The sequence below is a fragment of the Atopobium minutum 10063974 genome, assembly GCF_000364325.1.
GTDB lineage: Bacteria > Actinomycetota > Coriobacteriia > Coriobacteriales > Atopobiaceae > Atopobium > Atopobium minutum.
Genome location: NZ_KB822534.1, coordinates 144,130 through 166,499, shown reverse-complemented (window position 1 = coordinate 166,499; position 22,370 = coordinate 144,130). Strand labels below are relative to the sequence as shown.

The window sequence follows — 22,370 nt, the reverse complement described above, 5'->3', positions numbered from 1 at the left end:
GTAAAACCTTACTCCATTTGTAAAAAAATCCTTGTGAATGTAGTAGTTCGATGTTATTGTTTAATCATAACCGATAAAGAGGAGGACAATAATGGCAGTTGGAAAGGTACGTACAGTCTTAGGTGATATTGATCCTGAGCAAATGGGATATACCCTCTCGCACGAGCATATTTTGACGCATCCGCAAGGTGGTGGCGAGAAGGATAACGCCGATCATATTCTGGACAGTTTCCCCAAGGCACTTGAAATGCTAAATATTTTTAAAGCATCTGGTGGAGGCACCATAGTTGAGGCAACTCCTGAAACATGGGGACGTGACGTTCCTGGCTTGTACCTTGCATCTAAAACTACAGGCGTGCATGTGATTGCCTGTACTGGCTACATGAATCAGGACAGCGGTATGACCGAGAGAGAAGATCATCTTACTATTGATGATATTGCTGAGGTTGAGCACAAAGATATCACCGAGGGTATGGATGGTACGTTTGTTAAAGCTGGTTGGGTTAAATGTGGAACTTCTTACTGTCACATCACGCCTAATGAGGAGAAGGCTATTCGTGCTGGAGCACGGGTAGCAAAAGAAACTGGTGTTGTATTGCATTCTCACACCACAACCGGAACCATGGGTCTTGAAATTCTTGACATTCTTAAGGAAGAAAATTTTGATCCTAGCCGTATGATTCTTGCACACATTGATCGTTTCCCTGATCTGTGGTATCACCGTCGTCTTCTTGAGACTGGTTGCAACCTTATTTACGATGGACCTGGTAAAGCGAAGTATTATCCTGATCAACTTCGCGTTGATTTACTTAAGCAGCTCGTAGCTGATGGTTTTGAAGATCAGATTATGCTTTCCAACGACATGGGTCGTCGTTCTCATCATACCGTTTATGGTGGTGGACCTGGCTTTACCTTTATCAAAGAGAAATTTATTCCTCGCCTTATTGATGAAGGTCTTTCCCAAGAAGTTGTGGATAAGTTTATGTATAAGAATCCACAACGCGTTTACGCGATGATTAAATAGGTGGATATAATGCCAAAACTTCAAGCAGCTTTTGATTTGGTTGATCTTGATCAAGCCCTCGCTATTGCTACCACTATTGTAGATGCTGTTGACATCATTGAAGCGGGTACAGTGCTTGTGATTGAAAACGGTTTAGATAGTGTACGTAAATTGCGCGCCATGCTTCCAGAAGCAATCATTCTTGCCGATATCCGCATTATCAAAGCTGGTGGTAAGCTTGCAAAGATGGCTTATGAAGCAGGTGCAGATATTGTCACCATTATGAGTGATGCTACAAAGGATACGTTTGAAGCGGTATTAAATGAGAAGCAAGCTGTGCCTAATCGTGATGTATTCATTGAAATTAATGATAGATATACCGAAGAAGAGCTTGAGTACTGGCTTGAAATTGGCTTTACCAACATTATTTTTCATCGAGCAAGTGAAGTTGTTGCTGAGCACAAAGAGTGGTGTACACGCGATTTCGATGAAATTAATCGTCTAAATCATCTTGGGTTTTCAGTCTATGTGACTGGGGGTATCGAACCTGATGACATCGCGAAGTTTAGCGGTGTTTCGGTTGGTGGTTTTATTGTTGGTCGTTCCATTACACAGAATGAAGACCCCAGTAAAGCTGCCTGTAATTATGCCATACAGCTCAGCGAGAATTTCTCGTGTGAACCATGTGTACTCTAGGTATTTATGAAAAAGCGCTGCCTGCGCAGGATCTCAAGGCCAGTCTTGCGCAGGCACACGATATCGGGTTTTCATTTTGGGAGTTTTCTGTCGATCCCCAGAAAAAATCACGTCTTGACTGGACTGATCAGGAAATATCCCAGCTTTTACAGTTGTGTAATGAAACAAAAATGCCAATTTTTAATATGGTATTGAGTCTTCACCGGGATTTTCCCTTAGGTACAAATAATCAGCAACTGAGAGAATCCGCTGTTGTGATGCTCAAGAAAGCTATTGTACTTGCTTCAAAACTTAATATTCGCACGGTTCAGATTGCGGGCTACCTACAGCTTGAACAGGATGATACAGGTTCAATTACCAATTACATCATGAGCTTGCGAGAATGTATTAATGTTGCTGCTTCACGAGGGATTATCCTTGCGATAGAAAATATGGATAGAGACCTTGTGTCTACAGAGCAAATTCTTACCATCATTCGTGCAGTTGATAGTCCTTATCTGCAGGCATTTCTCGATGTAGGGAATTTTGTTGCAAATGGTCTTGATCCTATTTCTGAACTTCGCCTTGCTTTGCCACACCTTGTAGGTCTGCATCTTAAAGAGACGAAACCAAGGATGTATAGGCGTGTTGAGTATGGTGAGGGAGCAGTTAATTTTAAACGAATATTTCATCATCTAATATGCGCTGGTTACGATGGCTATTTCGGTGCAGAGATGTGGAATGACAACTGCGCAAACAGTATGGATAAGGTGGCTCAGTCTTTTGCTTATTTACAAAATCAACGAATGTAGTAGCTCATATTGCCATGCGTAGCATAGCAAATGCGCTGGCAGTATGTGTTGAAAGGAAAGTACGATGTTGCTTAGAGAACTTCGCACACAGGTATGTCAGGCGAATAAAGAGCTTAAGAATAATGGGCTTGTATTATGGACAAGCGGTAATGTGAGCGCTCGTGATCCTGAAACCGGTTATGTGGTTATTAAACCAAGCGGCGTACTTTTTGATGATCTGACGCCTGAGAAAATCGTGGTAATAGATCTGGAAGGCAAGGTCATTGATGGAGATATGAAGCCTTCTGTTGATACCCTGTCTCATCTTTATATTTATAAGCATCGCAGCGATATTAATGGTGTGGTGCATACCCACTCTCCCTATGCAACAAGTTTTGCAATTACCGGAGAGCCCCTCGAGATTTATACAACAACCTCTGCAGCGGTTTTTGGAGGACCCATTCCTGTATCTGATTTTGCCACGATTGGTGAAGAGGAGATTGGAAAAGAGGTTGTTGAAAAGATTGGTACTTCTACGGCAATTCTGATTAGAAATCATGGTGTGTTTACTATTGGCGAGAACTTTACGAAAGCACTTAAGAATGCTGTTGTACTCGAGGAAACTGCGCAGTCTGTACATTACGCCATGTGCCGACAGAAGATTGAACCCCTAACTTCCGAAACGATTCATAGAGGTTATCAAATCTATGAAGAAACATATGGTCAGCACCCTGTTCGCAATTTGCTCTAGAAAAGAGGTGAAATTATGTTCAAAGAACTCGTTCAAGCTGACGGTGTGGTAGTAAAAGAAGAAGCGGATGATTGGAAAGAAGCGGTACGGCATGCCTGTGCCCCTCTTGTTGCGCATGGATCGGTGCCTTGTGAATATTCAGATGAAGTAGTGAAATCTGTTGAGGAGCTTGGCCCCTATATCTTTTTAGCTCCACACATTGCTATGCCTCATGTGCAACTTGATGGAAAAACAGATCTCGATGTAGCAGTTTTAAAACTCAATCATCCTGTGGTGTATGACGATAACCACGAAGCCCAGCTCTTCGTAGCGTTTTCTGCTCGGGATGGACAATCTCATATAGAGATGATTCAAGAACTTGCAACCTTTCTTATTAAGGAAAAGAACGTTGATGCACTTTTAAAGGCAAAGTGCGAGAGCGATATCTATCAGTACATTAAGACCAATGGTTAAGGAATAACAAATGGAACTCTTAAATGCATTCCTAGATATATTTATCAATCAATTTCTTAGTCAGGCCCCCTTCCTTATGGGAATCATTTGCTTTATTGGCTATATAGCTCTTGGACGCAGTATTCCTACTGCAATTACTGGTTTCATTAAAGCATCTGTGGGCTTTATGATTCTTCAAGCAGGAACTGGTGGTCTCATTACTACCTTTAGTCCTATTCTTGAAGCCTTTAAAAACCGCTTTGGTATTGACGGAGCGGTAATGGATTCTTATGTAGCTCTATCTTCGGCTAATAGTGCCCTGGGAGATAAGATTGCTCTTGTAGGATATGCACTGCTTATTGGATTTGCTTGGAATTTAGTTTTGGTAGTCTTTTCAAAATATACTAAGCTTCGCGCAGTCCAAGTAACTGGTCATATCATGTTTGTCCAAAGTTCTATCTTGCTGTGGATGGTTTACCATACTCTAGGTGGCACTGACTGGCAAAATGTTCTTATTGCAGGTCTACTAATCGGAACATATTGGTCAGTCTTTGCAAATCTCACTTTAGATATCACCAACAAGGTAACCGATAATGCAAATTTTGCTATTGGTCATCAACAAATGCTCGGATTGTGGCTTGCAAGTAAGACCGCACCTATTATAGGTAATAAGCAAAAGTCTGTTGAGAATCTTAAGTTCCCTAGTTGGCTTTCTATGTTCAATGACAATGTGGTTGCTTCCACCCTTTTGATGACATTGTTCTTTGGAGCCATTATGGTGATTATTGGCCCTGATTATTTTGAGACCAAGCTTGCCTTCCCTCTATTTATTTATATGACTACTGCAAAATTTGCTGTCTTCCTTACCATTATTCTTACGGGCGTCAGGATGTTTGTGGCCGAATTGGTAGAATCTTTCCAGGGTATCTCTTCAAAGATTCTCCCTGGCTCTGTTCCTGCAGTAGATATCGCGACAATCTATGGTTTTGGTCACCCCAATGCAACCTTGCTAGGATTTAGTGTTGGTGCTTTAGGTCAGTTAGTCTCTCTGATTCTTCTTATTGTGACTGGCTCTCCTGTGTTCTTAATTCCTGGTTTTATTCCTATGTTCTTCGATAATGCAGGTATTGCAGTGTATGCAAATCACTTCGGTGGAATCCGAGCTGTTGTAATTACGACCTTTATTTCCGGATTAGTGCAGGTAGGTCTTGGATCCTTTACCTATGTGCTTTCGGGAATGTCTGGTGGTGTAATGGCAAACTTTGACTGGGTTACTGTCATTCCAGGCTTCATGCTGGTGATGAAGTATGGACATATCATCGGTACGGTTGTCTTAATTGCGCTCATGTTATTGATTCCTCAAATTCAGTTCCGTAATGAACAAAAAAAGGAAGTACAGGAATCATAACTTTATGTATCTGTAACTGGTGGAGAGGGGATTTATAATGTTAAAAGTTATTGCTGCATGTGGTAATGGTATGGGTTCCAGTCTCATGATTAAAATGAACATTGCTAATGCTTTTAAGGAACTTGGTATCCCTGCCCAGATTGATCATATGAGTGTTGGTGAGGCCAAAACAGCGGTTAATGGCTATGATGTAGTATTTGTTTCTAGGGCACTTGAGTCCAATTTTGATCATGTAACTCGGGCAAAAGTCATTGGGCTTAGGAATCTTTTATCAAAAGATGAGGTTGTGAGCCGCATTAAAGAGGATATCCTTCCTTCTCTCAAAAAAGACTAGGTAATTTTTATAACGTTCTAACCAGCATATACATCGTGTTGTGTTACACAGCTAATGGATGACAAGAGGGTATTGCCAGCTGTAAGCGATGCAATTAAAAATGTAAAGTAAGAATTATACAAATTGCCCTTTACACTGGCAGTCCCTCTCTTGTTGTAACTTTAGTTTTATAGGGTTTGGGGTTTATATACATGTCCAGCAATTATCGCGTTCCTTATAACCGAGTTTCTCGAAAGTTATAGATAGACTTGCAGGTAATTACTGGTTTTATAGGCATCCTCTTGATGTATGAACCACTCTTTTGATTCATATGGTTTAAAAGTTTGAGATAAATATGGGATGTTCAAATGAAATTCATTTGAGTAGTAAGGAATAGTCCAATTTTGCTGTACTACAGCTATTCGTATAGCAATCATTAGAAAACACTGGCATGTGTCTGTCATTTTTATTTTGCAAATTTAGGAGTAAAAAGAGCACCTAATAGACAATCTTTGGGATTTCTTTAGGTGGATTCTAGAGAAAGATTTGTGTTATTGGCAGCTATAAGAGTGATTCTTAATGTTTTTGAAGTCGGAATGTAACATAGGAGAATAGACTATGACAACAAAGTATGACAGTGACGAGTATCTAGCAAAGGTCCATGAATGGTGGTCTGCTGCTAATTATATTTCTGTAGGACAGATTTTTCTTAAAGAAAACCCTCTTCTTACGAGACCTCTTGTTAATACTGACATTAAAAGAAAACCTATTGGCCACTGGGGAACAATTCCTGCAGGAAACTTTGTATACGCACATCTTAACCGTGTTATTAATAAATACAATCTCAATATGTTTTACTTGGTTGGGCCTGGGCATGGTGGGCCTGTTATGAATACCAATGCTTATCTCGATGGCAGTTATACCCAGCTATATCCTGAGCTCACTCGAGATCTTGAAGGTATGCAGAAGTTCTTTAAGCAGTTTTCTTTTCCTGGTGGTATTGGTTCCCATGCGGCTCCTGAAACTCCCGGTTCTATCCATGAGGGTGGAGAGCTAGGTTACTCTTTATCGCATGCAGTGGGTGCTATTCTCGACAATCCAGATCTTATTGCTGTTCCTTTTATTGGTGATGGTGAGTCTGAGACCGGACCTCTTACGACCAGTTGGTTTGCCAATACCTTTATTAATCCGGTAAATGATGGTGCTGTACTTCCTATTATTAATCTCAATGGGGCTAAAATTTCTAATCCTACCATTCTGTCTCGTAAAAGCGATGAGGAGCTTACCGAGTACTATCGCGGCATGGGATGGTATCCATTGTTTGTTGAGGGCGATGATCCTGATAAGATGCATCGCTTAATGGCCAAGACACTTGATCATGCAATTGAGATAATCCGGGATATTCAAATGAATGCACGTGCTCAATCTGCTGACAGTGCTGTTATGGGACATTGGCCAGTGATCGTATTGCGTACGCCTAAAGGGTGGACTGGTCCTGAGAAGGTGGATGGTAAACAGTTGGTTGGAAGTTTCAGAGCCCACCAGATTCCACTTCCTGTAAGTGAGTATGATACTTCTACTATAGATATTCTTGAGACATGGATGAGATCCTACCACCCAGAAAAATTGTTCACTTCTGAGGGACGTTTGCGTGATGATTTGCTCGAGATCGCTCCACCAGATAATCTCAAGATGTCTTTAAATCCTGTAACCAGCGGGCATTCTGGATCTCCTGCTCTTGATCTTCCAGATTGGACTAAGTATTCGCAGAGCATAGAGATTCCTGGAGGGTCTAATGCACAGGATATGATTGAATTTGGTGGATATATACGTGATCTTATTAAGAGTAATCCCTCTTCGTTCCGTATATTTGGGCCCGATGAGACCGCTTCGAATCGTCTTCAAAAAATATTCGAGACCACGAACCGTCAGTGGCTTGAACCTACAAACCCACTAACTGATGAGTTTGTGGCCCCTGCTGGTCGCGTGATTGATAGTCAGCTCTCTGAGCATCAAAATCAAGGCTTCTTAGAGGGTTATGTTCTTACTGGTCGTCATGGTTTCTATGCGAGCTACGAATCCTTTGTAAGAATTACAGATTCTATGCTTACGCAGCATTTTAAGTGGTTACGTAAGTCAAGTGAAATTTCTTGGCGTAAGCCCATTCCTTCTCTAAATATCATTGCTGCTTCAACAGTATTTCAGCAGGATCACAATGGGTATACGCATCAAGATCCTGGTGTAGTGACGCATCTGGCAGAAAAGACTCCAGAGTTTATTCGTGAATATTTTCCTGCAGACACCAATAGTCTTTTAGCAACTATGGATAAGGTTTTTAAATCTGAGCACAAAATTAATGTAATTGTTGCATCTAAGCAGGTGCGTCCACAGTTCTTTACCGTTGCTGAATCTAAAACTCTTGTTGAGACAGGTTATAAGGTTATCGATTGGGCATCAACGGTTGGTGAGAATGAAGCACCTGATGTGGTAATCGTTTCTTGCGGTACCGAACCTACGATTGAAGCTTTAGCTACAGTGAATGTGCTTCATGATCAATACCCTGAGATGAAGATTCGCTTCGTAAATGTGGTTGATCTCTTAAAACTTCGTCACCCGGATGTAGATCCTCGTGGCATTGATGATGAGACCTTCAACCATATCTTCACGGTGGATAAACCTATTATCTTTGCTTTCCATGCATATGAAGGTTTGATCCGAGACATTTTTTATAAGCGTACTAATCGTAATCTGCATATTCACGGTTATCGTGAAGAAGGAGATATTACGACTCCTTTTGATATGCGTGTGATGAGTGAAATGGATAGATTCCACATGGCGCGTGAAGCTGCAATACTTGTTTATGGTAATGAGGCCCAGGCTTTTGTTGACAAACTTGAGACTACTCTTGCTTATCATACTCAGTATACGCAGGAGTATGGCTCTGATATTCCTGAAGTTGAGAATTGGAAATGGACTCCACTTACAGCTTCAAAGTAAATATTCATTGTTGTAAGTGCGGGTATTCATAAGGCTGAGATCGGCAAAAAAGAGACTAAGACTTCTTAGGGAACTTTAGCTGCATAAAGTTCCCTTTAAGCTTTAGCTTAAAAACATCACTGTTGAAGTGGTGGATATAAAAAGGGAGCATGGACAAAACCCCGCGCCCAAACCGCCCTGCTCGCTTAAAGTGTGACGATAAACGAAATCGTTTGGCCCTTGTACGAGACGGAAATCTTGCCGTGAAGGATGTCTACGAGGTTGCTTGCCATGGAAAGCCCAATGCCAAACCCTGAAACCTCGCTACTTCTCGAAGGATCTTCTCGATAGAAGCGGTCAAAAGAGCGACTGTAATCCATGCCTTTACCTGCGGCGTAGGTGTTGGATACCTTAAGACGCGTGTGCCTGAGCACGGGGCTTTGTAGGGAAACAGAAATTTCGCCGTTTGGATCACAGTACTTGTTTGCGTTGTCAATCAGAATAGTAACCAGCTCATAGAGGGCTTTGTCTTCACCCTGTACGCTAATGTTGGGGTCGATAACAAGCGTGAGCGTTTTGTTGTCTTTTTGGATCAGCGAGGTAAAGTCTCGCGCTACGCGTGAGGTTATATCCGAAAAATCGCAGGTATTGAGCTTGATGTCGGGGTGTTCCTCAAGCTTTGCAAGACTTACCATCCTGTTGATAAGTTCCACCATCCGTTGCGTCTGCTCTTTAGTGGACTTGGTCCATTCCGTTTCTCCCGATATCATTTCTTCCAGTTCGGTGTTGGCTGAAATGATGGCCAGCGGGGTTTTGAGCTCGTGCCCCGCATTGGCAATGAAAGTCTTTTGTTTCTCGGCATTTTTAACGTACGGCTTGATGGCAATACCGGAGAAAATCGAAATTACAATCAGGAAAAAGATGATGCTGTAAAGGGTCATATACAGCGAGAGCGTAAGCAGCGTAGACTGGCTTGTTTCAAACAGTGATGCATCAATGAGCACTACAAGCGTCAGAGATCCAACCTGCTTTTTTGGTAGGAATACAGGATGGACTGATAGCGGATGCTGCCAGATTCTTGGTCGGTAGGGATACGTTCGAGAATATCGGGAAGAGCATTGTTTTTGATAGATGGGTCGTGTGACACATCAGATGAGACTATTTCGTTGTCTTCGTTGTAGTAAAAGTGAAAGTAGTGAAGATTTGAGGGCGATATCCTGTTGAGGTGGATATCGTTGAGGTGCTGTTCAATTTTGGAGCTGCTGGCTCGAGAGAGAATATCTTCTATAAGAATGTTGCTTACGGAGTCCAGTTCTCCCTGTCCTTGCAGGTAGTTGACCGAGTTAACAACGCCTACAAACGCAACCAGGATGATCGTGACCGCAATGGAAGCAACAACAATAAATTGAAACCGCAGCTTACGAAATATGTGCTTACTCCGTTGGTATCAGTCTGTATGACCTGTTTTCTTCTCCCTCAATGCAGACGTGTGCCTGAATCGATTTGAGCTTTTGACGCAGGTAGGAAATGTAAATGTAGACGTAGCCCTCATCAAATTCTTCATCGTGGAGCCGCGAACAGAGGTGTTGGTAGATCTCTGTAGTTGACAGGTTCTTGTCTGCATTGGTCATGAGAAATTCCAAAAGCAGGCATTCTTTTCCGGAAAGACGCATGGAGTTTTGAGCCTGCATCTCCTGATCTGCCACGTTGAGGGTGAGGTTGCCTAACGATAAGACATTTTGAGCATAGCTCTCAAACCTGCGCTCCAGTGATGCCAAGCGGGCGAGAAGTTCTTTGAGGGAGATGGGTTTGCTCAGATAATCGTCGGCGCCGTTTTCCAGACCAGTTATCTTGTCCTCTAGCTCTCCAAGGGCGGTAAGCATGATGATATAAGTCTTGTTGCCGCGCGCACGAATTTCTGCTACGGCTTCCAAACCGCTTTTGACAGGCATCATGACGTCAAAAATCATCACATCAAAGGCCTCTTCTTGGGCTTTTGTCACGGCGTCCGCGCCATTGAATACGGTAACAACCTGATAGCCATGATGTGTTAAGGCCGTTGCATAAGCGTGAGAAAGTGGCAGCTCGTCTTCGGCGAGAAGTATTTTCATGGGTTACCCCTGGCTTTCCTGAATGAGGTTTCTAATCGTCTGCATGGTGAGGTCACACGAGGCAAGCTCGTCGGCGCAGCGCTTAAGCTCTTTGACAATGCGTTCGGTGTTGTGGATATCGTGCTTGTACTTTAGTTGGTGTTCTAAGCTTGCCCAGCTATCCATCGTAATGGTGCGGAGTTGAATTTCGGCAAAATACGTGCCGGGCACATTTCCCAAGCAATCGGCAGCATCAACGCTTACTTCAACAATGAGGTGATATGAGCGATAGCCGTTGGGTTTTGCTTGAGTAACAAAGTCCTTCTCGTTGTATACAACAACGCCGTCAAGCGGGCGGATAAACTCAACCAACGTATAGATATCATCGACAAAACCGCAGACGATGCGAATGCCAACGCTGTCCTTAATGTCTTTGAGGGCAGATACCTCAGTGGGGGCAAGACCTTTTCGCTGGCATTTGTCCAGCATGCTTGTCTCTGATTTGATGCGACAGTGCAGATGCTCGTAAAGAGAAAAGCCAGTTTCCTCCTCATGCCTGGCGTTTTTAGCTTCGATTTTCTCGACAAGCAAAGACAAAACGTCCTGTAAGACGGGTTCAAAGCTTCCGTATATGCTCATCCAAAGTCTTTCCTAATAAAGCCTTTCGATAGTCCGGAAGTTCTATTTTAGCCTATTGTGACAGCGAGAAAAAACAATAAGGCCGTAAGTCATTGTTAGCCTACGGCCCAAGATAGAGTCGTGTTAGAAATCGCGTTTAGCAAAGCGCTTGGCGAGCCAGCTCCAAACAGCCCATAATGCCCTGTTTACCCTCAAGACTGTTGTGCACAATGTAGCTATCCATATCTTGAAGCTCGGGAGTCTTAATAAACCCACCCAAATAAGGCAACACCTTGTCTCTGGAAAGTTCAATTAAATTTGAATTGTCTGCAACGCCACCACCGATAATGATTTTTTGTGGCGAGTAGCACAGAATGTACGTAGCAAGAGCTTGTGCAAGATACTCTGAAAGCAACTCCACCGTTTCTGGCTCATTTTCCAGATGCTTTGCTCGTGTTGCACCAATGCGCAAGGCAACGCTTGGCCCGGCTACCAGGGCTTCTAGGCAGCTTTTATGGTAGGGACAATTGCTCTGATTCCCAATGGGGTCATCAGGATTTTTAGGAATAAGAATGTGCCCCGCCTCAGGATGAAGCATGCCATGCAAAAGTTGTCCACCGATAAGAACGCCCGCTCCTATTCCGGTGCCAATGGTTAGATATACAACGTTATCGAGATTTTTAGCACAGCCAAACGTTGTCTCACCAAGGCAGGCAACATTAACGTCGGTGTCATACCCACAGGGAACATTGAGCTGTGATGTGAACGTGCCTACAAAATCAAAGTGTTTCCAAGCAACCTTAGGCGAGTCAAGAATCTGACCGTACTGAGGGGAGTTGGGGTTAACGATGGTTGGCCCAAAACAGCCAGCTCCCAGAGCTGAAATATGTTTATCTTTAAACCAGTTTAGTATCTGAGGAATCGTTTCTTCAGGAGTGGTAGTTGGTAGGGAAATAGACTCAACAATAGTGCCGTCCGCATACCCTGTAGCGAGCACCATTTTAGTGCCACCAGCTTCTAAGGCACCAAGAAGTAGCTTATCCATCAGAGCAAATCCTTTCCTTGAGTGTTGCAGTTTTTATTGTACAACGAAACAAATAAGCATGACCTGCTAAGTAGTTCCATCAAACAAAAGATCGTTCAAGGTGTATATCTGATGGCTTTAGCATATTCGTTTAAATTGCAATTTCTCTTCAATTATTACAGAGAAGAGCAATTTTAATGCACTGTTTAATAATTACTGAATAGATGAATCACTTAACCGTTCATACCAAAAAATAGACCATTTAGCGACGTTGTATTTATCTTCTAGAGAGAAGGTTGTTTCATATAATTAAAAGTAATGAAACAAAGATGCACAATGAACGAAACAACCTTCTGAATTAGGAGAGTTAGGTGGCTGGTTTCAGTGACACAGATTTTGATATAACACGTGTGATAGACAAAAACCTTATTGCGCTTAATCTAGAGGCTAAAGATAAGGAAGACATGCTTCGACAGCTTATTTCCTTACTTGATGAGCACGGTAGGTTAAACAACCTCGAGGAATTCTATGCCGATGTACTATGGCGTGAGAAAGAGGGCCAAACGGGAATTGGTCTAGGTGTCGCTATTCCTCACGGAAAGTCTTCAAGCGTTAACCAAACTTCTCTTGCTATTGGAACTACCGCTAATCCCATTGTGTGGGAGTCGATAGATGATAAGCCTGTCTCGATAGTAATTTTATTTGCAGTAACCCAGGCTGATTCAGATACGGTGCATTTAAAGCTTTTGCAGCATGTTGCTAAATTATTGGTATATGAAAGCTTTATTGAAAAGCTTTATGCAGTTAAGACAGCAAATGAAATGCTCGAGCTTTTGCAATCAAATCCTGACGACTATAGCGACTAATACAAAGCTAAGACAAGCAAAGCCAGTGTAACAAGATGGCTGAGAGTTCGTACAAACAAGATGGTTTAGGTCCAGTAGTGAGGAGAGTCAATTATGAAATTGGTAGCTGTGTGTGCCTGTACTTCCGGGATTGCTCATACGTACTTGGCAAAGGGAAAGCTTCAAAAAGCCGCAGAGTCTTTGGGCCATGAAATTCATATCGAAACCCAAGGCACTATTGGAGTTGAGGATGAGCTTACGCCCGAGCAGATCGCAGAGGCGGATGCCGTGATTCTTGCTGTTGATATCAAGGTTGATACATCGCGTTTTAAGGACAAGCGAGTGATGGAGGTGCCTACAGGTTTAGTACTTAAGGCTTCAAAGCAAATCATTAACAAGATCGAGGAAAGTTTGAAGTAAGCACAATGCAATAAAACTCTTGGAAGGGGAGTTGGTATGAAAAAAGTACTGAATGACATCAAAAAACATGTCCTTACCGCAATCTCATACCTTTTACCATTGGTAGTAGCTTCTGGTCTGCTCATTGCAATTGGCAATTTGTGCGGTGGCAGCGTTATGAAGTCACTGGATGATCTTACTGTGCCAAGTGCTCTTACCTCGCTTGGTGTGCTGGGCATGGGGCTTATCCCATCCTTTATTGGCGGCTATATTGCCTACTCCATTGCTGATCGACCTGGTATTGCACCTGGTTTCCTCATGGGTCAAATCGCATCCTTTTTAAACGCAGGCTTTTTGGGCGGTTTAATTGGCGGTTTGGTTGTTGGCTATATTGCTTTAGCTATCGAGAAGAACGTCAAGGTTCCTAAATGGGCAGAAGCTTTGATGCCTATGATGATTGTTCCTACGCTTTCCACCATTCTTGCAGGACTGATCATGTATTTCATCCTTGGTGGTCCTATTATGGCTCTCACTGCTGCGCTTACCGCGTTTATTAAGGGTCTTGATCAAAGTCAGAAGCTTACCTATGGCTTTATCCTGGGATGTATTCAGCATCTTGACTACGGAGGTGCCATCTCTAAGGTTCCCAATTTGATTTGTGATGGCATGATGGCCGATGGCATCTATGGTCCCGAGGCTGTTAAGGTTTTGGGTTCTATGGTTCCTCCTTTTGGCGTGGCCATCGCGCTGCTTCTTTCCAAAGCTGTTAAAAAGCCTATTTTCAAGCTTTCTGAGGTGGAAAACGTTAAAATTGCTTTCCCCATGGGTGTGTGCATGATTACCGAAGGCGTCATTCCCATTGCAATGAATGACCTTATTCGCACCGTTTTTTGTACGGCACTTGGTGATGGTGTCTGTGGTGCCATTGCGTTTTCCATGGGCGTAGAAAGCCAGGTTCCTTCAGGCGGTGTGTTTGTAATTCCGGCAATGGCAAATCCTCTGTGGGCAGTCATTGCACTACTGGCTGGTTCTTGTGTTACCGCGGTTCTTCTCGTTCTTCTCAAGAAGCCCTTAACCGCAGAAGAGCAAAATGACCTGGATCTTCCTGAGGATGACACCGAGCAGGAAGTTGATCTGTCCTCCTTCTCTCTTTCGTAAGAAGTTTTCTGGGGGCGAGGAAAACCCTTGCCCCTTTATTAACGCGTAGCTAGGTAGTAAGAAAGGAAGCGCGATGTATCAATCCATGAAAGGAATGCTTGAAAAAGCAAACCGTGAGGGATATGCAGTAATGGCGATTAACGCCTTTAATCTCGAAACGGCACGTGGAATCATTACTGCGGCGGAGCACATGAATGCCCCAATCATCATTGATTTATTACAAGATCATGTGATGTCGTATTTTGATTGCGACATTCTAACCAAGCCCCTTATTAAGATGGCACAAGATTCTCCTGTTCCCGTGGCTATCAATCTGGATCATGGACATGACATTGCGCATCTCAAGCGTTGTCTTCATGAGGGATTTTCCAGTGTTATGTGCGATGCATCCGCTTTGCCTACCGTAGAAAATATCAAAATTACCCGTACTATCGTTGAACTGGCACAATGCTACGGCGCATCGGTAGAGGCAGAAGTGGGGAATATGGGCGTTTCTGTAGGAGAAAATGCTCATTTTACCGATGCCGACATGTATACGGATCCAGATGTTGCTATTGACTTTATTGCACAAACGGGTGTTGATGCTCTGGCAGTAAGTTACGGATCTACTCATGGTGATTATCCTGAAGGTTATGTTCCCACCTTCCATTTTGATATTGTCAAAAAGATTAAGGATGCAACAGGCGCCGCATTGGTTTTGCACGGTGGTTCAGGCGCGGGTGAAAAAAATATACGTCTGTCTGTTGAAGCTGGTATTAACAAAATTAATGTTGGAACGGACTACATGATTGCCCAGCGTAGTTTTGTTGCTGATGCTCTTTCCAAAAATCCCCAATACGATTGGCCTCAGCTGGTACAGGATAGTTGGGCAGCAGGTGTAGATACGATTAAACGATATATCGAACTTTCTGGTTCTGCTCATAAGGCTTTTTAACCGCTCCGAGCAGCGGTTCTTAACGGCTGTTTTATTGACGATTTACAACGACGGTTACTCACGTTACAGGAGGAATATCGATGCTTCTTAATATGAATCAAATGCTTGACCTTGCTAAAGAAAAGCACTTTGCCGTGGGCGCTTTTAATGTGTCTGAGTCAAATCTTTTTCGCACTGTGGTAGAGGCGGCGGAAGAAAACGACGCTCCCGCAATCATTGCCATTCATCCCACCGAACTTGACTACTGCAAGGATGATTTTATCAAGTATGTGATCGCACGTTGCTCCAACAGTCCGGTTCCCTTTGTGATCCATATGGATCATGGTGACAGTATTCAAAGCATCATGCGTGCAGTGCATTGCGGTTTTACTTCTGTCATGATTGATGGATCTTTACTTCCCTTTGATGAGAATATCGAGAAAACCGCTGAGGTAGTGCGGTATTGTCACATGGTAAACGTTTCTGTAGAAGGCGAGCTTGGTACTATTGGAAATACCGGTACCACTATTGAGGGGGGCATAACTGAAGTCAAGTATACTGATCCAGCCGATGCCGAAACCTTTGTAGAGAAAACCGGTGTTGATACACTTGCCGTTGCTATTGGAACCTGCCACGGCTTGTATCCAAAGGGTGTGACGCCTAAGCTGCGCATGGATGTGCTTGAAGGCATTACTGCCCGTGTAGACATTCCTCTTGTTTTGCATGGCGGCTCTGGTAATCCAGATTCTGAAGTTGCAGAAGCCGTAAAGCTCGGCATCCAAAAGGTTAATATCTCCTCTGATTACAAACATGCCTTTTTTGCTAAGGCTCGTGAGATTCTTTCACAAGAAAATTCTGGTTGGGATCCTAATACGCTTTTCCCTGAGTGCATTGAGGCCGGTAAAGCCGTTATCAAGGAGAAGATGGAGCTCTTTGGATCTGTTGGTGCTGCAAAGTATTATCGCGATGCCAACGTTAAGCAATGGCGTCAAAATTTGAATTAATTTTTTGCGTGCGCAGAGCATACAATATACTTTTAGGAGGCGCTTCCTGCGCCTCCTAGTGGTTAGACTGGTAAAAATGAGGCTCACACATAAGGCCAATATCAGTGGGGAAGTAATTGTGCAACCAAAGGGAAGCGTCATTAATGAAATTTGTTCCTATTATGATCAGCTGAGCAATAGTGAACAAGCCATTGCAGATTTTGTAATGGCCAACAGCAACGAGGTCCCATCCATGACTACTCGTGAGATTGCTTTGGCTACCAAAACCTCTGCGGCAACGGTTTCTCGCTTTGCACGCCGCCTTGGGTATAAGAGTTATCTTGACCTTTGTGTTGCTATTTCTATTGATGAAGAAAGCGGTATGGGTGACAGAACCTCCAATCGCATTTCTATCGATAAACCCCGTGCTGCTCTGGAGACAGTTTTAGTTGCAAAGCATCGTGAGCTTTCGGATACGATTCGTTTGCTTGAGGTAAACGAGCTGGTAAAAGCCGTGGATCTTGTCAAAAAATCCGACACAATTGAGTTTGCTGCGGTAGGAAATTCTGTTCCAGCAGCACAGTCTGCATCATTTTTATTTGCTCAAGTTGGGTTGCGCAGTTCTTGTGCGCCAACCACAGAAGCAATGATGCTATCTACCTTATCTATTACATGTTCTGACCTGCTTATCTTTATTTCTAAATCAGGGCATTCAAAGCGTCTGAACAAGATGATGGATAATGCCATGGAATCCAAGACGCCTACCATTGTTATTACCAACAGGCCGGATTCTCCGCTGGCTAAACGCGCCACCTGTGTGTTGCATGCTGCAACACGTGATAAGATGCTTAATAGCGAAATTCCTTTTTCGCATAATTCTATTAACTTTATTGTTGAGACACTCTTTTTACTGCTCTGTTCCGACATGCCAAATATTAGTAGGCATACTAACCTTATTTGGCAGTCCCTTGGTGAGGATAAGGGGAGCGATAAAGAGCTGATTTAACGGAGCCACTAACAGGCTGCTAAAAAGGATTGCCCTGAGAGCTAATCGATACGTGTGCTAATCAGCAAACCGGTCGAACTATAAAGTGCTTTCCTGCCAAAGCAGGTCGCAGGGGAGCACTTTTTGTATAGGTGTTGCTTCTACGTCTTCCATCAAAGTGAACAGCATTTGACAAGCCTCAAATCCCTCTTGCCTAACGGGTTCCAAAATGGTGGAAATGGATGGCTTGGTAAGGTTACTCCATTCCTGGTTATTTATGCCAAGCAGTCCGATCTTCTCGGGAATGAGATGGTGAAGCGGAGTAAGCGCTTTAAATGTTTTGCCAAGCATCCACTGGTGTGGGGTAAATATAAGCGTTTTCTTAGATGGTGTAATTGCTTGTTGCAACTGCCTGGTAAGCTGCTCTTCTGTAGGGGTAGTGTGTGTAACCTTGATAGACGTGTAGCTAAAATTATGGGCGGAAACGGCATTGATAAAGCCCTGTACACGCTCGGCGCGCGTGCGATTATTGGCGGCAAACAAAGGTGTTTCTGCGCTATCAGCATGAAGGATAATAAAAGAGGTATATCCCGTTTCTATACAGTGGCTTACTGCCGAGTAAACGCCTTCATAGAGGTTTGTTTTAATCCAGGATGCGTTAAAGTCGTAGAGCTGTGTGTCGTAAAACACCACCTTTTTACCTGCGGCTTCTATGCGCTTGTGGACTTTCATAAACTGAGAAGTTGGTTGAACAATAAAACCATCCACGCCAAGAGAGAGCATCTTTTCGACATACATTGATTCAACTTCAGATTGAAAATTCGTGTTGCACAAAATGGTTTGATACCGGTGCTGTGCCGCGACTTCTTCTATGCCATTAATGAGCTGCCCGCTCCACGCATTTGTATTATCAAGAATCAAAACGGCAATAACGCCGGTGCGCGCCTCTTTAGAGGAAAGCATGCGCGATTGTGCGTTGGGCACATAGCCCGTTGCGACAATAGCCTGTTCAATCTTTTTTCGTGTTTTGTCGCTCATACGGTCATATTGCCCATTTATGCAATATGACACCGTAGCTGTGGAAGTCCCAGCAAGCTTTGCTATGTCAGAAATAGTTACTCGGTGACGGGACATGGTACTCCTTTGGACTGAGCCAAAACAACTTGAGCCGATCAAAACAATAGCCCTTAGGATACTAGAAAGGGCAAAGGATTCCATTTACAGAAAATCTAAATTTTATCTTGACTTTTATTCATGATAACGAATCTCAATAAAAACTGCTTGGTTAAACGTTTAACAAAACAAGGTAATAAATATCGCTTTACCTGCGCTTACAGAATAATTCTTGTGCTAAAAAAATCTCAAATCTAGACTGAGAATTACTAAAGAAGGTTCATTTATGCACCGGTAAGCAAAGTCAAGAGCGGTGTGTGAATGAGGGTGAACGGTATAGCAAGAGGAACAAAAAAGGAGGGGACCTTGAGATGAAGATTGTTGCGGTAACAGCTTGCACCGTTGGCATTGCCCACACCTTCATGGCACAAAAGGCCATTGAAGACGAGTGTGAGAAGCGCGGCTTTGAGTACAAGGTAGAAACTCAGGGCGGATATGGTGCTGATAACGAGTTGGATGATGACGATATTGAGTCTGCTGATGGAGTGCTGCTTGCTGTTGACGTAGGCATTGAGGGTGACGAGCGCTTTGACGATAAGCGCGATGAGGGGCGTGTGTTAACCGTTGGTTCTGCCAACGTTATTCGCGACGCCGCTGCTGTTATCGATAGTTTGCTTGAGCAAATTGGTGAGTAAGAGATCACGTTTTATTGGTATTGGTCGTTTTTGTGAGAGGAACAAAATGGCTGAGGGAACAAATGACAAGAACAAGAAGGGGTTGTTCGATAACCTGGGCAAAGAGCTGCTCAAATCCTTTAATACAGGTGTTTCGTATTTTATCCCCATCGTTGTTGTAGGCGGCGTTTTTCTAGCGTTTTCACTGGCATCTGGTAAGGCAGGTGCCGATGGCATGGAGGTTACCAATCCCTTCATGCAAAATCTCAACCTGATTGGTATGGCCGGCATCAAGATGATGATCCCGGTCATGACGGCTTACATTGCATACTCGCTGGCTGGTAAGCCTGCTTTGGCACCGGGCTTTGTGATGGGATATTTGGTCAATAATCCCGTTTCTGTTAATGGCACTGATGTTTCCACGGGCTTTTTGGGCGGTATGATCTTAGCCATCTGTGTTGGCTATTGGGTAAAGTGGATGAAGACCTGGCAGGTGAGTGATGTTATTCGCACCATTATGCCTATCTTGATCATCCCTATTTTGACGTCTTTGGTATGGGGCCTGCTGTATATCTATGTTCTGGCATTGCCGCTTGCCGCATTTATGGGTTGGCTTACTGATCTGCTTACCGGCTTGCAGGGTGGCTCTGCGGTAGTACTTGGCCTGGTTATTGGTCTTATGACCGCCTTTGATATGGGTGGTCCTGTTAATAAGACGGCATCAACCTTTACCTTGGCTCTTATGACCACTGGCGTATATGGTCCTAACGGTGCTTTCCGTGTAGCAGTAGCAATTCCTCCTCTGGCTTGTGGTGTTGCAGCTCTTGTTGCCCGCAACAAGTTTGATGATACTGATCGTCAGATGGGTATTTCTGCAATCTTCATGGGCTGCATTGGTATTACCGAAGGCGCAATCCCCTTTGCGGTAAAGGACCTGGGTCGTACACTTCCTGGCATTATGATTGGCTCTGCTGTTGGCGCTGCTTTGGCTATGATCCAGGGTATCGAGTGCTTTGTTCCTCACGGCGGCTTTATTGTTGCTCTTGCTACCAATAACATTGCCTTGTTCTGCCTTGACATTGTTATCGGTACGCTTGTTGGCGCCGCCATTATGATTGCCATGAAACCTGTTATGCAAAATAAGGATAAGTAATGGTATCCAAGGAAGCGCTTAGGCCCGCTACCTGCGCGCTTCCTTCCCCCTTATGCCGTGCTGAGCGACTCTGCGCAATCCGTCTATTGGGATTTTTACTACAACCGCTAAAGTTCGCTCAGTACGGTTTGTTTACTAAAACGTGCTTACTAAAGCACACCTACTAGTTAAGAATGGAAGTACGTGAATGGAAAAGCTCCCTATCAAGAAGTACGTTGAAGGTATGCTCAAGTTGCAGGATGGCGGCAGCTCGTCCACCATGCTTGGTATTGGGCCTATGTCTCCTAACCTGCTACAGGCATCATTCGAGCTTGCGCAGGAGCATGATTTCCCCCTGATGTTTATTGCAAGTCGTAACCAAGTTGATGCAGATGAGTTTGGTGCTGGCTATGTAAACGGCTGGGATCAGGAGCGTTTTGCTGCGGATATCAAGGAGGTTGCCGATAAGGTCGGCTTTGATGGCATGTACTATCTTTGCCGCGATCACGGTGGCCCCTGGCAGCGCGATGAAGAGCGCAATGCTCATTTGCCCGAAGACGAGGCTATGGCAAAAGCAAAGGCTTCCTATCTAGCAGATATTAAGGCTGGATTTGACCTGCTTATGATTGACCCTACCAAAGATCCTTTTGTTATCGGTAAGGTCATTCCTCTGGATCTTGTTGAGCGCCGCACAGTAGAGCTTATCGAATACTGTGAGGAGCAGCGCAAGGCACTTGGCTTGCCCGAGATTGGTTATGAGGTAGGTACAGAAGAAACCAATGGTGGCTTAACCTCTGCCGATAAGTACGAGGAATTTATCGAGTATCTGCAGGTGGAGTTGGCAAAGCGTGGTCTTCCTATGCCCACCTTTATTGTTGGACAAACGGGTACTCTTACGCGTTACACCGATCAGGTTGGTCATTACGACTTCCAAAATGCACGAGCTCTTTCCAAGATGGCCAAGCGTTATGGCGTAGGCCTTAAAGAGCACAATGCGGACTACATGGATGATGTAACCCTGCTTGAGCATATTCCTGCACGTGTTACTGCCTCCAATGTTGCTCCTCAGTATGGTACAGAAGAGACACGTGCCTATCTTAATCTGTGTGCCGTACAGGACATTCTGGTGAAGGAGGGACTGTGTGACACACCCTCTGACCTTAAAAAGGTTTTGCTTGTAAAGGCAATTAAGACTGAACGTTGGCGTAAATGGATGGTTGGCGAGCAAACCAAACTTCAGGTAGAAGACATTCTTTCCGATGAAGAATTGTCTCTAAAAATTCTGGATATCTCGGGGCACTACGTATTTAATGACGTTGAGGTCAAGGCAGAGATTGAGAAGTTGTACACTAACCTTGAAGCCGCTGGCATTGATGGACAGCGTTATGTAGTAGATCACATTAAGCGTCCTATTCGTCAGTATGTGGAGTGTTTGAACCTCGAATCTTTGACCTCGCGTGTAGTTGCTGCGCTTAAGGACTAGGCTTTCGAGTAGTTCAGTGAAGCTTGAGCGGCTGGCATACGCTGGCCGTTCTTTTTTAGGGAGGTACCTGTGGAAAAGTTTGTAAGCTCCAAGCAAGTATTTGTAAACGTCGATGTGGATACGCGTGAGAAGGCCCTTGAGTTTATCTCCCAAAAGGGTGCCGAGCTGGGCTACGGCGATGCTGATGCCGTTTATAAAGCATTTATGGCTCGTGAGAATGAGGGCGCAACCGGCATGGAAAATGGCTTTGCCGTTCCCCATGCAAAGAGCGACGTTATTAACAAGGCAGGTCTCTTGCTGGTAAAGCTTGCAGCTCCTGTGGAGTGGCCTTCCTTTGACGATAAGCCCGTAGATGTTGCATTGGCTCTGTTGGTTCCTGGTCTTGAGGCTGGCACTACGCATCTGAAGCTTTTGTCCAAGGCTGCTGTTATGCTTATGGATGAAAACTTCCGCAATTCGGTGCATGCAAGTGATGACCCAGAAGTTTTGGCAGAGCTTATCAATGCCGGTCTTGAGGGCTAGTAACTAACCAGGGATGACTGTTGAGGTTGGTTGCTAAAGCTTTTGGGGGAGGCTTGGGGCTTGGGAGCTTCTTGCCAAGGGC

The 22,370-nt window shown here is 44.0% G+C and carries 23 protein-coding genes; 18 read left to right on the top strand and 5 right to left on the bottom strand.

Going from position 1 to position 22,370, the window contains the following annotated elements; all coding sequences use genetic code 11:
* Positions 1-91 precede the first annotated feature (91 nt).
* The 8 genes from HMPREF1091_RS07520 (at position 92) to HMPREF1091_RS07485 (ending at position 8,370) form a co-directional block, all read left to right on the top strand.
* Positions 92-1,024: a phosphotriesterase family protein gene (locus HMPREF1091_RS07520; RefSeq protein ID WP_002564211.1), complete on the top strand. Its 933-nt coding sequence runs from the start codon at positions 92-94 to the stop codon at positions 1,022-1,024.
* Positions 1,025-1,033: 9 nt separating this feature from the next.
* The gene (locus tag HMPREF1091_RS07515) at positions 1,034-1,699 is read left to right on the top strand and encodes an orotidine 5'-phosphate decarboxylase / HUMPS family protein (RefSeq protein ID WP_002564210.1); all 666 of its coding nucleotides are present in this window, start codon (positions 1,034-1,036) and stop codon (positions 1,697-1,699) included.
* Positions 1,687-2,490, top strand: coding sequence for an L-ribulose-5-phosphate 3-epimerase (locus tag HMPREF1091_RS07510; protein WP_002564209.1), 804 nt, complete (start codon positions 1,687-1,689; stop codon positions 2,488-2,490). Before HMPREF1091_RS07515 ends, HMPREF1091_RS07510 begins: the two co-directional genes overlap by 13 nt.
* A gap of 64 nt (positions 2,491-2,554) precedes the next feature.
* Positions 2,555-3,220 carry an L-ribulose-5-phosphate 4-epimerase gene (locus HMPREF1091_RS07505; RefSeq protein ID WP_002564208.1) on the top strand — a complete coding sequence of 222 codons (666 nt, stop codon included), beginning with the start codon at positions 2,555-2,557 and terminating at the stop codon, positions 3,218-3,220.
* A 15-nt stretch (positions 3,221-3,235) separates the two neighbouring features.
* Positions 3,236-3,673, top strand: coding sequence for a PTS sugar transporter subunit IIA (locus tag HMPREF1091_RS07500; protein ID WP_002564207.1), 438 nt, complete (start codon positions 3,236-3,238; stop codon positions 3,671-3,673).
* Between the two features lie 10 nt (positions 3,674-3,683).
* Complete coding sequence (locus HMPREF1091_RS07495) at positions 3,684-5,060, top strand: PTS ascorbate transporter subunit IIC (protein WP_002564206.1); 1,377 nt, start codon at positions 3,684-3,686, stop codon at positions 5,058-5,060.
* Between the two features lie 37 nt (positions 5,061-5,097).
* Entirely contained in the window at positions 5,098-5,394 is a 297-nt protein-coding gene (locus HMPREF1091_RS07490; protein ID WP_002564205.1) for a PTS sugar transporter subunit IIB, read from the top strand.
* 597 nt (positions 5,395-5,991) lie between these two features.
* A complete protein-coding gene (locus tag HMPREF1091_RS07485; RefSeq protein WP_002564204.1) occupies positions 5,992-8,370 on the top strand; it encodes a phosphoketolase family protein in 2,379 nt (792 codons plus the stop codon).
* Between the two features lie 185 nt (positions 8,371-8,555).
* Here HMPREF1091_RS07485 and HMPREF1091_RS07480 read toward each other — a convergent pair whose 3' ends face one another.
* The 4 genes from HMPREF1091_RS07480 to HMPREF1091_RS07465 all read right to left on the bottom strand — a co-directional run bounded on the left by HMPREF1091_RS07480 (position 8,556) and on the right by HMPREF1091_RS07465 (position 12,102).
* Positions 8,556-9,353 (bottom strand): sensor histidine kinase, encoded by a 798-nt coding sequence (locus HMPREF1091_RS07480; protein ID WP_002564203.1) that lies wholly within the window; start codon positions 9,351-9,353, stop codon positions 8,556-8,558.
* A 429-nt stretch (positions 9,354-9,782) separates the two neighbouring features.
* Entirely contained in the window at positions 9,783-10,460 is a 678-nt protein-coding gene (locus HMPREF1091_RS07475) for a response regulator transcription factor (RefSeq protein ID WP_002564202.1), read from the bottom strand.
* 3 nt (positions 10,461-10,463) lie between these two features.
* Entirely contained in the window at positions 10,464-11,078 is a 615-nt protein-coding gene (locus HMPREF1091_RS07470) for a GTP pyrophosphokinase (protein WP_002564201.1), read from the bottom strand.
* 136 nt (positions 11,079-11,214) lie between these two features.
* Positions 11,215-12,102 (bottom strand): ROK family protein, encoded by an 888-nt coding sequence (locus HMPREF1091_RS07465; protein ID WP_002564200.1) that lies wholly within the window; start codon positions 12,100-12,102, stop codon positions 11,215-11,217.
* A 350-nt stretch (positions 12,103-12,452) separates the two neighbouring features.
* Between HMPREF1091_RS07465 and HMPREF1091_RS07460 the strand changes: the two genes are divergently transcribed.
* The 6 genes from HMPREF1091_RS07460 (at position 12,453) to HMPREF1091_RS07435 (ending at position 17,385) form a co-directional block, all read left to right on the top strand.
* Positions 12,453-12,947, top strand: a complete 495-nt coding sequence (locus HMPREF1091_RS07460) for a PTS sugar transporter subunit IIA (protein WP_002564199.1) — start codon at positions 12,453-12,455, stop codon at positions 12,945-12,947.
* 93 nt (positions 12,948-13,040) lie between these two features.
* Positions 13,041-13,346 (top strand): PTS fructose transporter subunit IIB, encoded by a 306-nt coding sequence (locus HMPREF1091_RS07455; protein ID WP_002564198.1) that lies wholly within the window; start codon positions 13,041-13,043, stop codon positions 13,344-13,346.
* 36 nt (positions 13,347-13,382) lie between these two features.
* Positions 13,383-14,483, top strand: a complete 1,101-nt coding sequence (locus tag HMPREF1091_RS07450; RefSeq protein WP_002564197.1) for a PTS fructose transporter subunit IIC — start codon at positions 13,383-13,385, stop codon at positions 14,481-14,483.
* A gap of 73 nt (positions 14,484-14,556) precedes the next feature.
* Positions 14,557-15,417 (top strand): class II fructose-bisphosphate aldolase, encoded by an 861-nt coding sequence (locus HMPREF1091_RS07445; protein WP_002564196.1) that lies wholly within the window; start codon positions 14,557-14,559, stop codon positions 15,415-15,417.
* Positions 15,418-15,497: 80 nt separating this feature from the next.
* Positions 15,498-16,400 carry a ketose-bisphosphate aldolase gene (locus HMPREF1091_RS07440; RefSeq protein WP_002564195.1) on the top strand — a complete coding sequence of 301 codons (903 nt, stop codon included), beginning with the start codon at positions 15,498-15,500 and terminating at the stop codon, positions 16,398-16,400.
* Positions 16,401-16,518: 118 nt separating this feature from the next.
* Entirely contained in the window at positions 16,519-17,385 is an 867-nt protein-coding gene (locus HMPREF1091_RS07435) for a MurR/RpiR family transcriptional regulator (RefSeq protein ID WP_002564194.1), read from the top strand.
* Positions 17,386-17,463: 78 nt separating this feature from the next.
* Here the strand turns inward: HMPREF1091_RS07435 and HMPREF1091_RS07430 are convergent, their stop codons facing one another.
* Complete coding sequence (locus HMPREF1091_RS07430; RefSeq protein WP_002564193.1) at positions 17,464-18,498, bottom strand: LacI family DNA-binding transcriptional regulator; 1,035 nt, start codon at positions 18,496-18,498, stop codon at positions 17,464-17,466.
* A 350-nt stretch (positions 18,499-18,848) separates the two neighbouring features.
* Between HMPREF1091_RS07430 and HMPREF1091_RS07425 the strand changes: the two genes are divergently transcribed.
* The 4 genes from HMPREF1091_RS07425 to HMPREF1091_RS07410 all read left to right on the top strand — a co-directional run bounded on the left by HMPREF1091_RS07425 (position 18,849) and on the right by HMPREF1091_RS07410 (position 22,288).
* Positions 18,849-19,172, top strand: a complete 324-nt coding sequence (locus HMPREF1091_RS07425; RefSeq protein ID WP_002564192.1) for a PTS fructose transporter subunit IIB — start codon at positions 18,849-18,851, stop codon at positions 19,170-19,172.
* A gap of 46 nt (positions 19,173-19,218) precedes the next feature.
* Positions 19,219-20,304 (top strand): PTS fructose transporter subunit IIC, encoded by a 1,086-nt coding sequence (locus HMPREF1091_RS07420; protein WP_002564191.1) that lies wholly within the window; start codon positions 19,219-19,221, stop codon positions 20,302-20,304.
* A gap of 187 nt (positions 20,305-20,491) precedes the next feature.
* Positions 20,492-21,766: a class II D-tagatose-bisphosphate aldolase non-catalytic subunit gene (locus HMPREF1091_RS07415; protein WP_002564190.1), complete on the top strand. Its 1,275-nt coding sequence runs from the start codon at positions 20,492-20,494 to the stop codon at positions 21,764-21,766.
* Between the two features lie 69 nt (positions 21,767-21,835).
* Positions 21,836-22,288 (top strand): PTS sugar transporter subunit IIA, encoded by a 453-nt coding sequence (locus HMPREF1091_RS07410; protein ID WP_002564189.1) that lies wholly within the window; start codon positions 21,836-21,838, stop codon positions 22,286-22,288.
* Positions 22,289-22,370: the final 82 nt, after the last annotated feature.

Coding starts and splice junctions, on each gene's coding strand:
- HMPREF1091_RS07520 (WP_002564211.1), top strand. CDS start 92: ATGGCAGTTGGAAAGGTACGTACAGTCTTAGGTGATATTGATCCTGAG.
- HMPREF1091_RS07515 (WP_002564210.1), top strand. CDS start 1,034: ATGCCAAAACTTCAAGCAGCTTTTGATTTGGTTGATCTTGATCAAGCC.
- HMPREF1091_RS07510 (WP_002564209.1), top strand. CDS start 1,687: ATGTGTACTCTAGGTATTTATGAAAAAGCGCTGCCTGCGCAGGATCTC.
- HMPREF1091_RS07505 (WP_002564208.1), top strand. CDS start 2,555: ATGTTGCTTAGAGAACTTCGCACACAGGTATGTCAGGCGAATAAAGAG.
- HMPREF1091_RS07500 (WP_002564207.1), top strand. CDS start 3,236: ATGTTCAAAGAACTCGTTCAAGCTGACGGTGTGGTAGTAAAAGAAGAA.
- HMPREF1091_RS07495 (WP_002564206.1), top strand. CDS start 3,684: ATGGAACTCTTAAATGCATTCCTAGATATATTTATCAATCAATTTCTT.
- HMPREF1091_RS07490 (WP_002564205.1), top strand. CDS start 5,098: ATGTTAAAAGTTATTGCTGCATGTGGTAATGGTATGGGTTCCAGTCTC.
- HMPREF1091_RS07485 (WP_002564204.1), top strand. CDS start 5,992: ATGACAACAAAGTATGACAGTGACGAGTATCTAGCAAAGGTCCATGAA.
- HMPREF1091_RS07475 (WP_002564202.1), bottom strand. CDS start 10,460: ATGAAAATACTTCTCGCCGAAGACGAGCTGCCACTTTCTCACGCTTAT.
- HMPREF1091_RS07470 (WP_002564201.1), bottom strand. CDS start 11,078: ATGAGCATATACGGAAGCTTTGAACCCGTCTTACAGGACGTTTTGTCT.
- HMPREF1091_RS07465 (WP_002564200.1), bottom strand. CDS start 12,102: ATGGATAAGCTACTTCTTGGTGCCTTAGAAGCTGGTGGCACTAAAATG.
- HMPREF1091_RS07455 (WP_002564198.1), top strand. CDS start 13,041: ATGAAATTGGTAGCTGTGTGTGCCTGTACTTCCGGGATTGCTCATACG.
- HMPREF1091_RS07450 (WP_002564197.1), top strand. CDS start 13,383: ATGAAAAAAGTACTGAATGACATCAAAAAACATGTCCTTACCGCAATC.
- HMPREF1091_RS07445 (WP_002564196.1), top strand. CDS start 14,557: ATGTATCAATCCATGAAAGGAATGCTTGAAAAAGCAAACCGTGAGGGA.
- HMPREF1091_RS07440 (WP_002564195.1), top strand. CDS start 15,498: ATGCTTCTTAATATGAATCAAATGCTTGACCTTGCTAAAGAAAAGCAC.
- HMPREF1091_RS07430 (WP_002564193.1), bottom strand. CDS start 18,498: ATGTCCCGTCACCGAGTAACTATTTCTGACATAGCAAAGCTTGCTGGG.
- HMPREF1091_RS07425 (WP_002564192.1), top strand. CDS start 18,849: ATGAAGATTGTTGCGGTAACAGCTTGCACCGTTGGCATTGCCCACACC.
- HMPREF1091_RS07420 (WP_002564191.1), top strand. CDS start 19,219: ATGGCTGAGGGAACAAATGACAAGAACAAGAAGGGGTTGTTCGATAAC.
- HMPREF1091_RS07415 (WP_002564190.1), top strand. CDS start 20,492: ATGGAAAAGCTCCCTATCAAGAAGTACGTTGAAGGTATGCTCAAGTTG.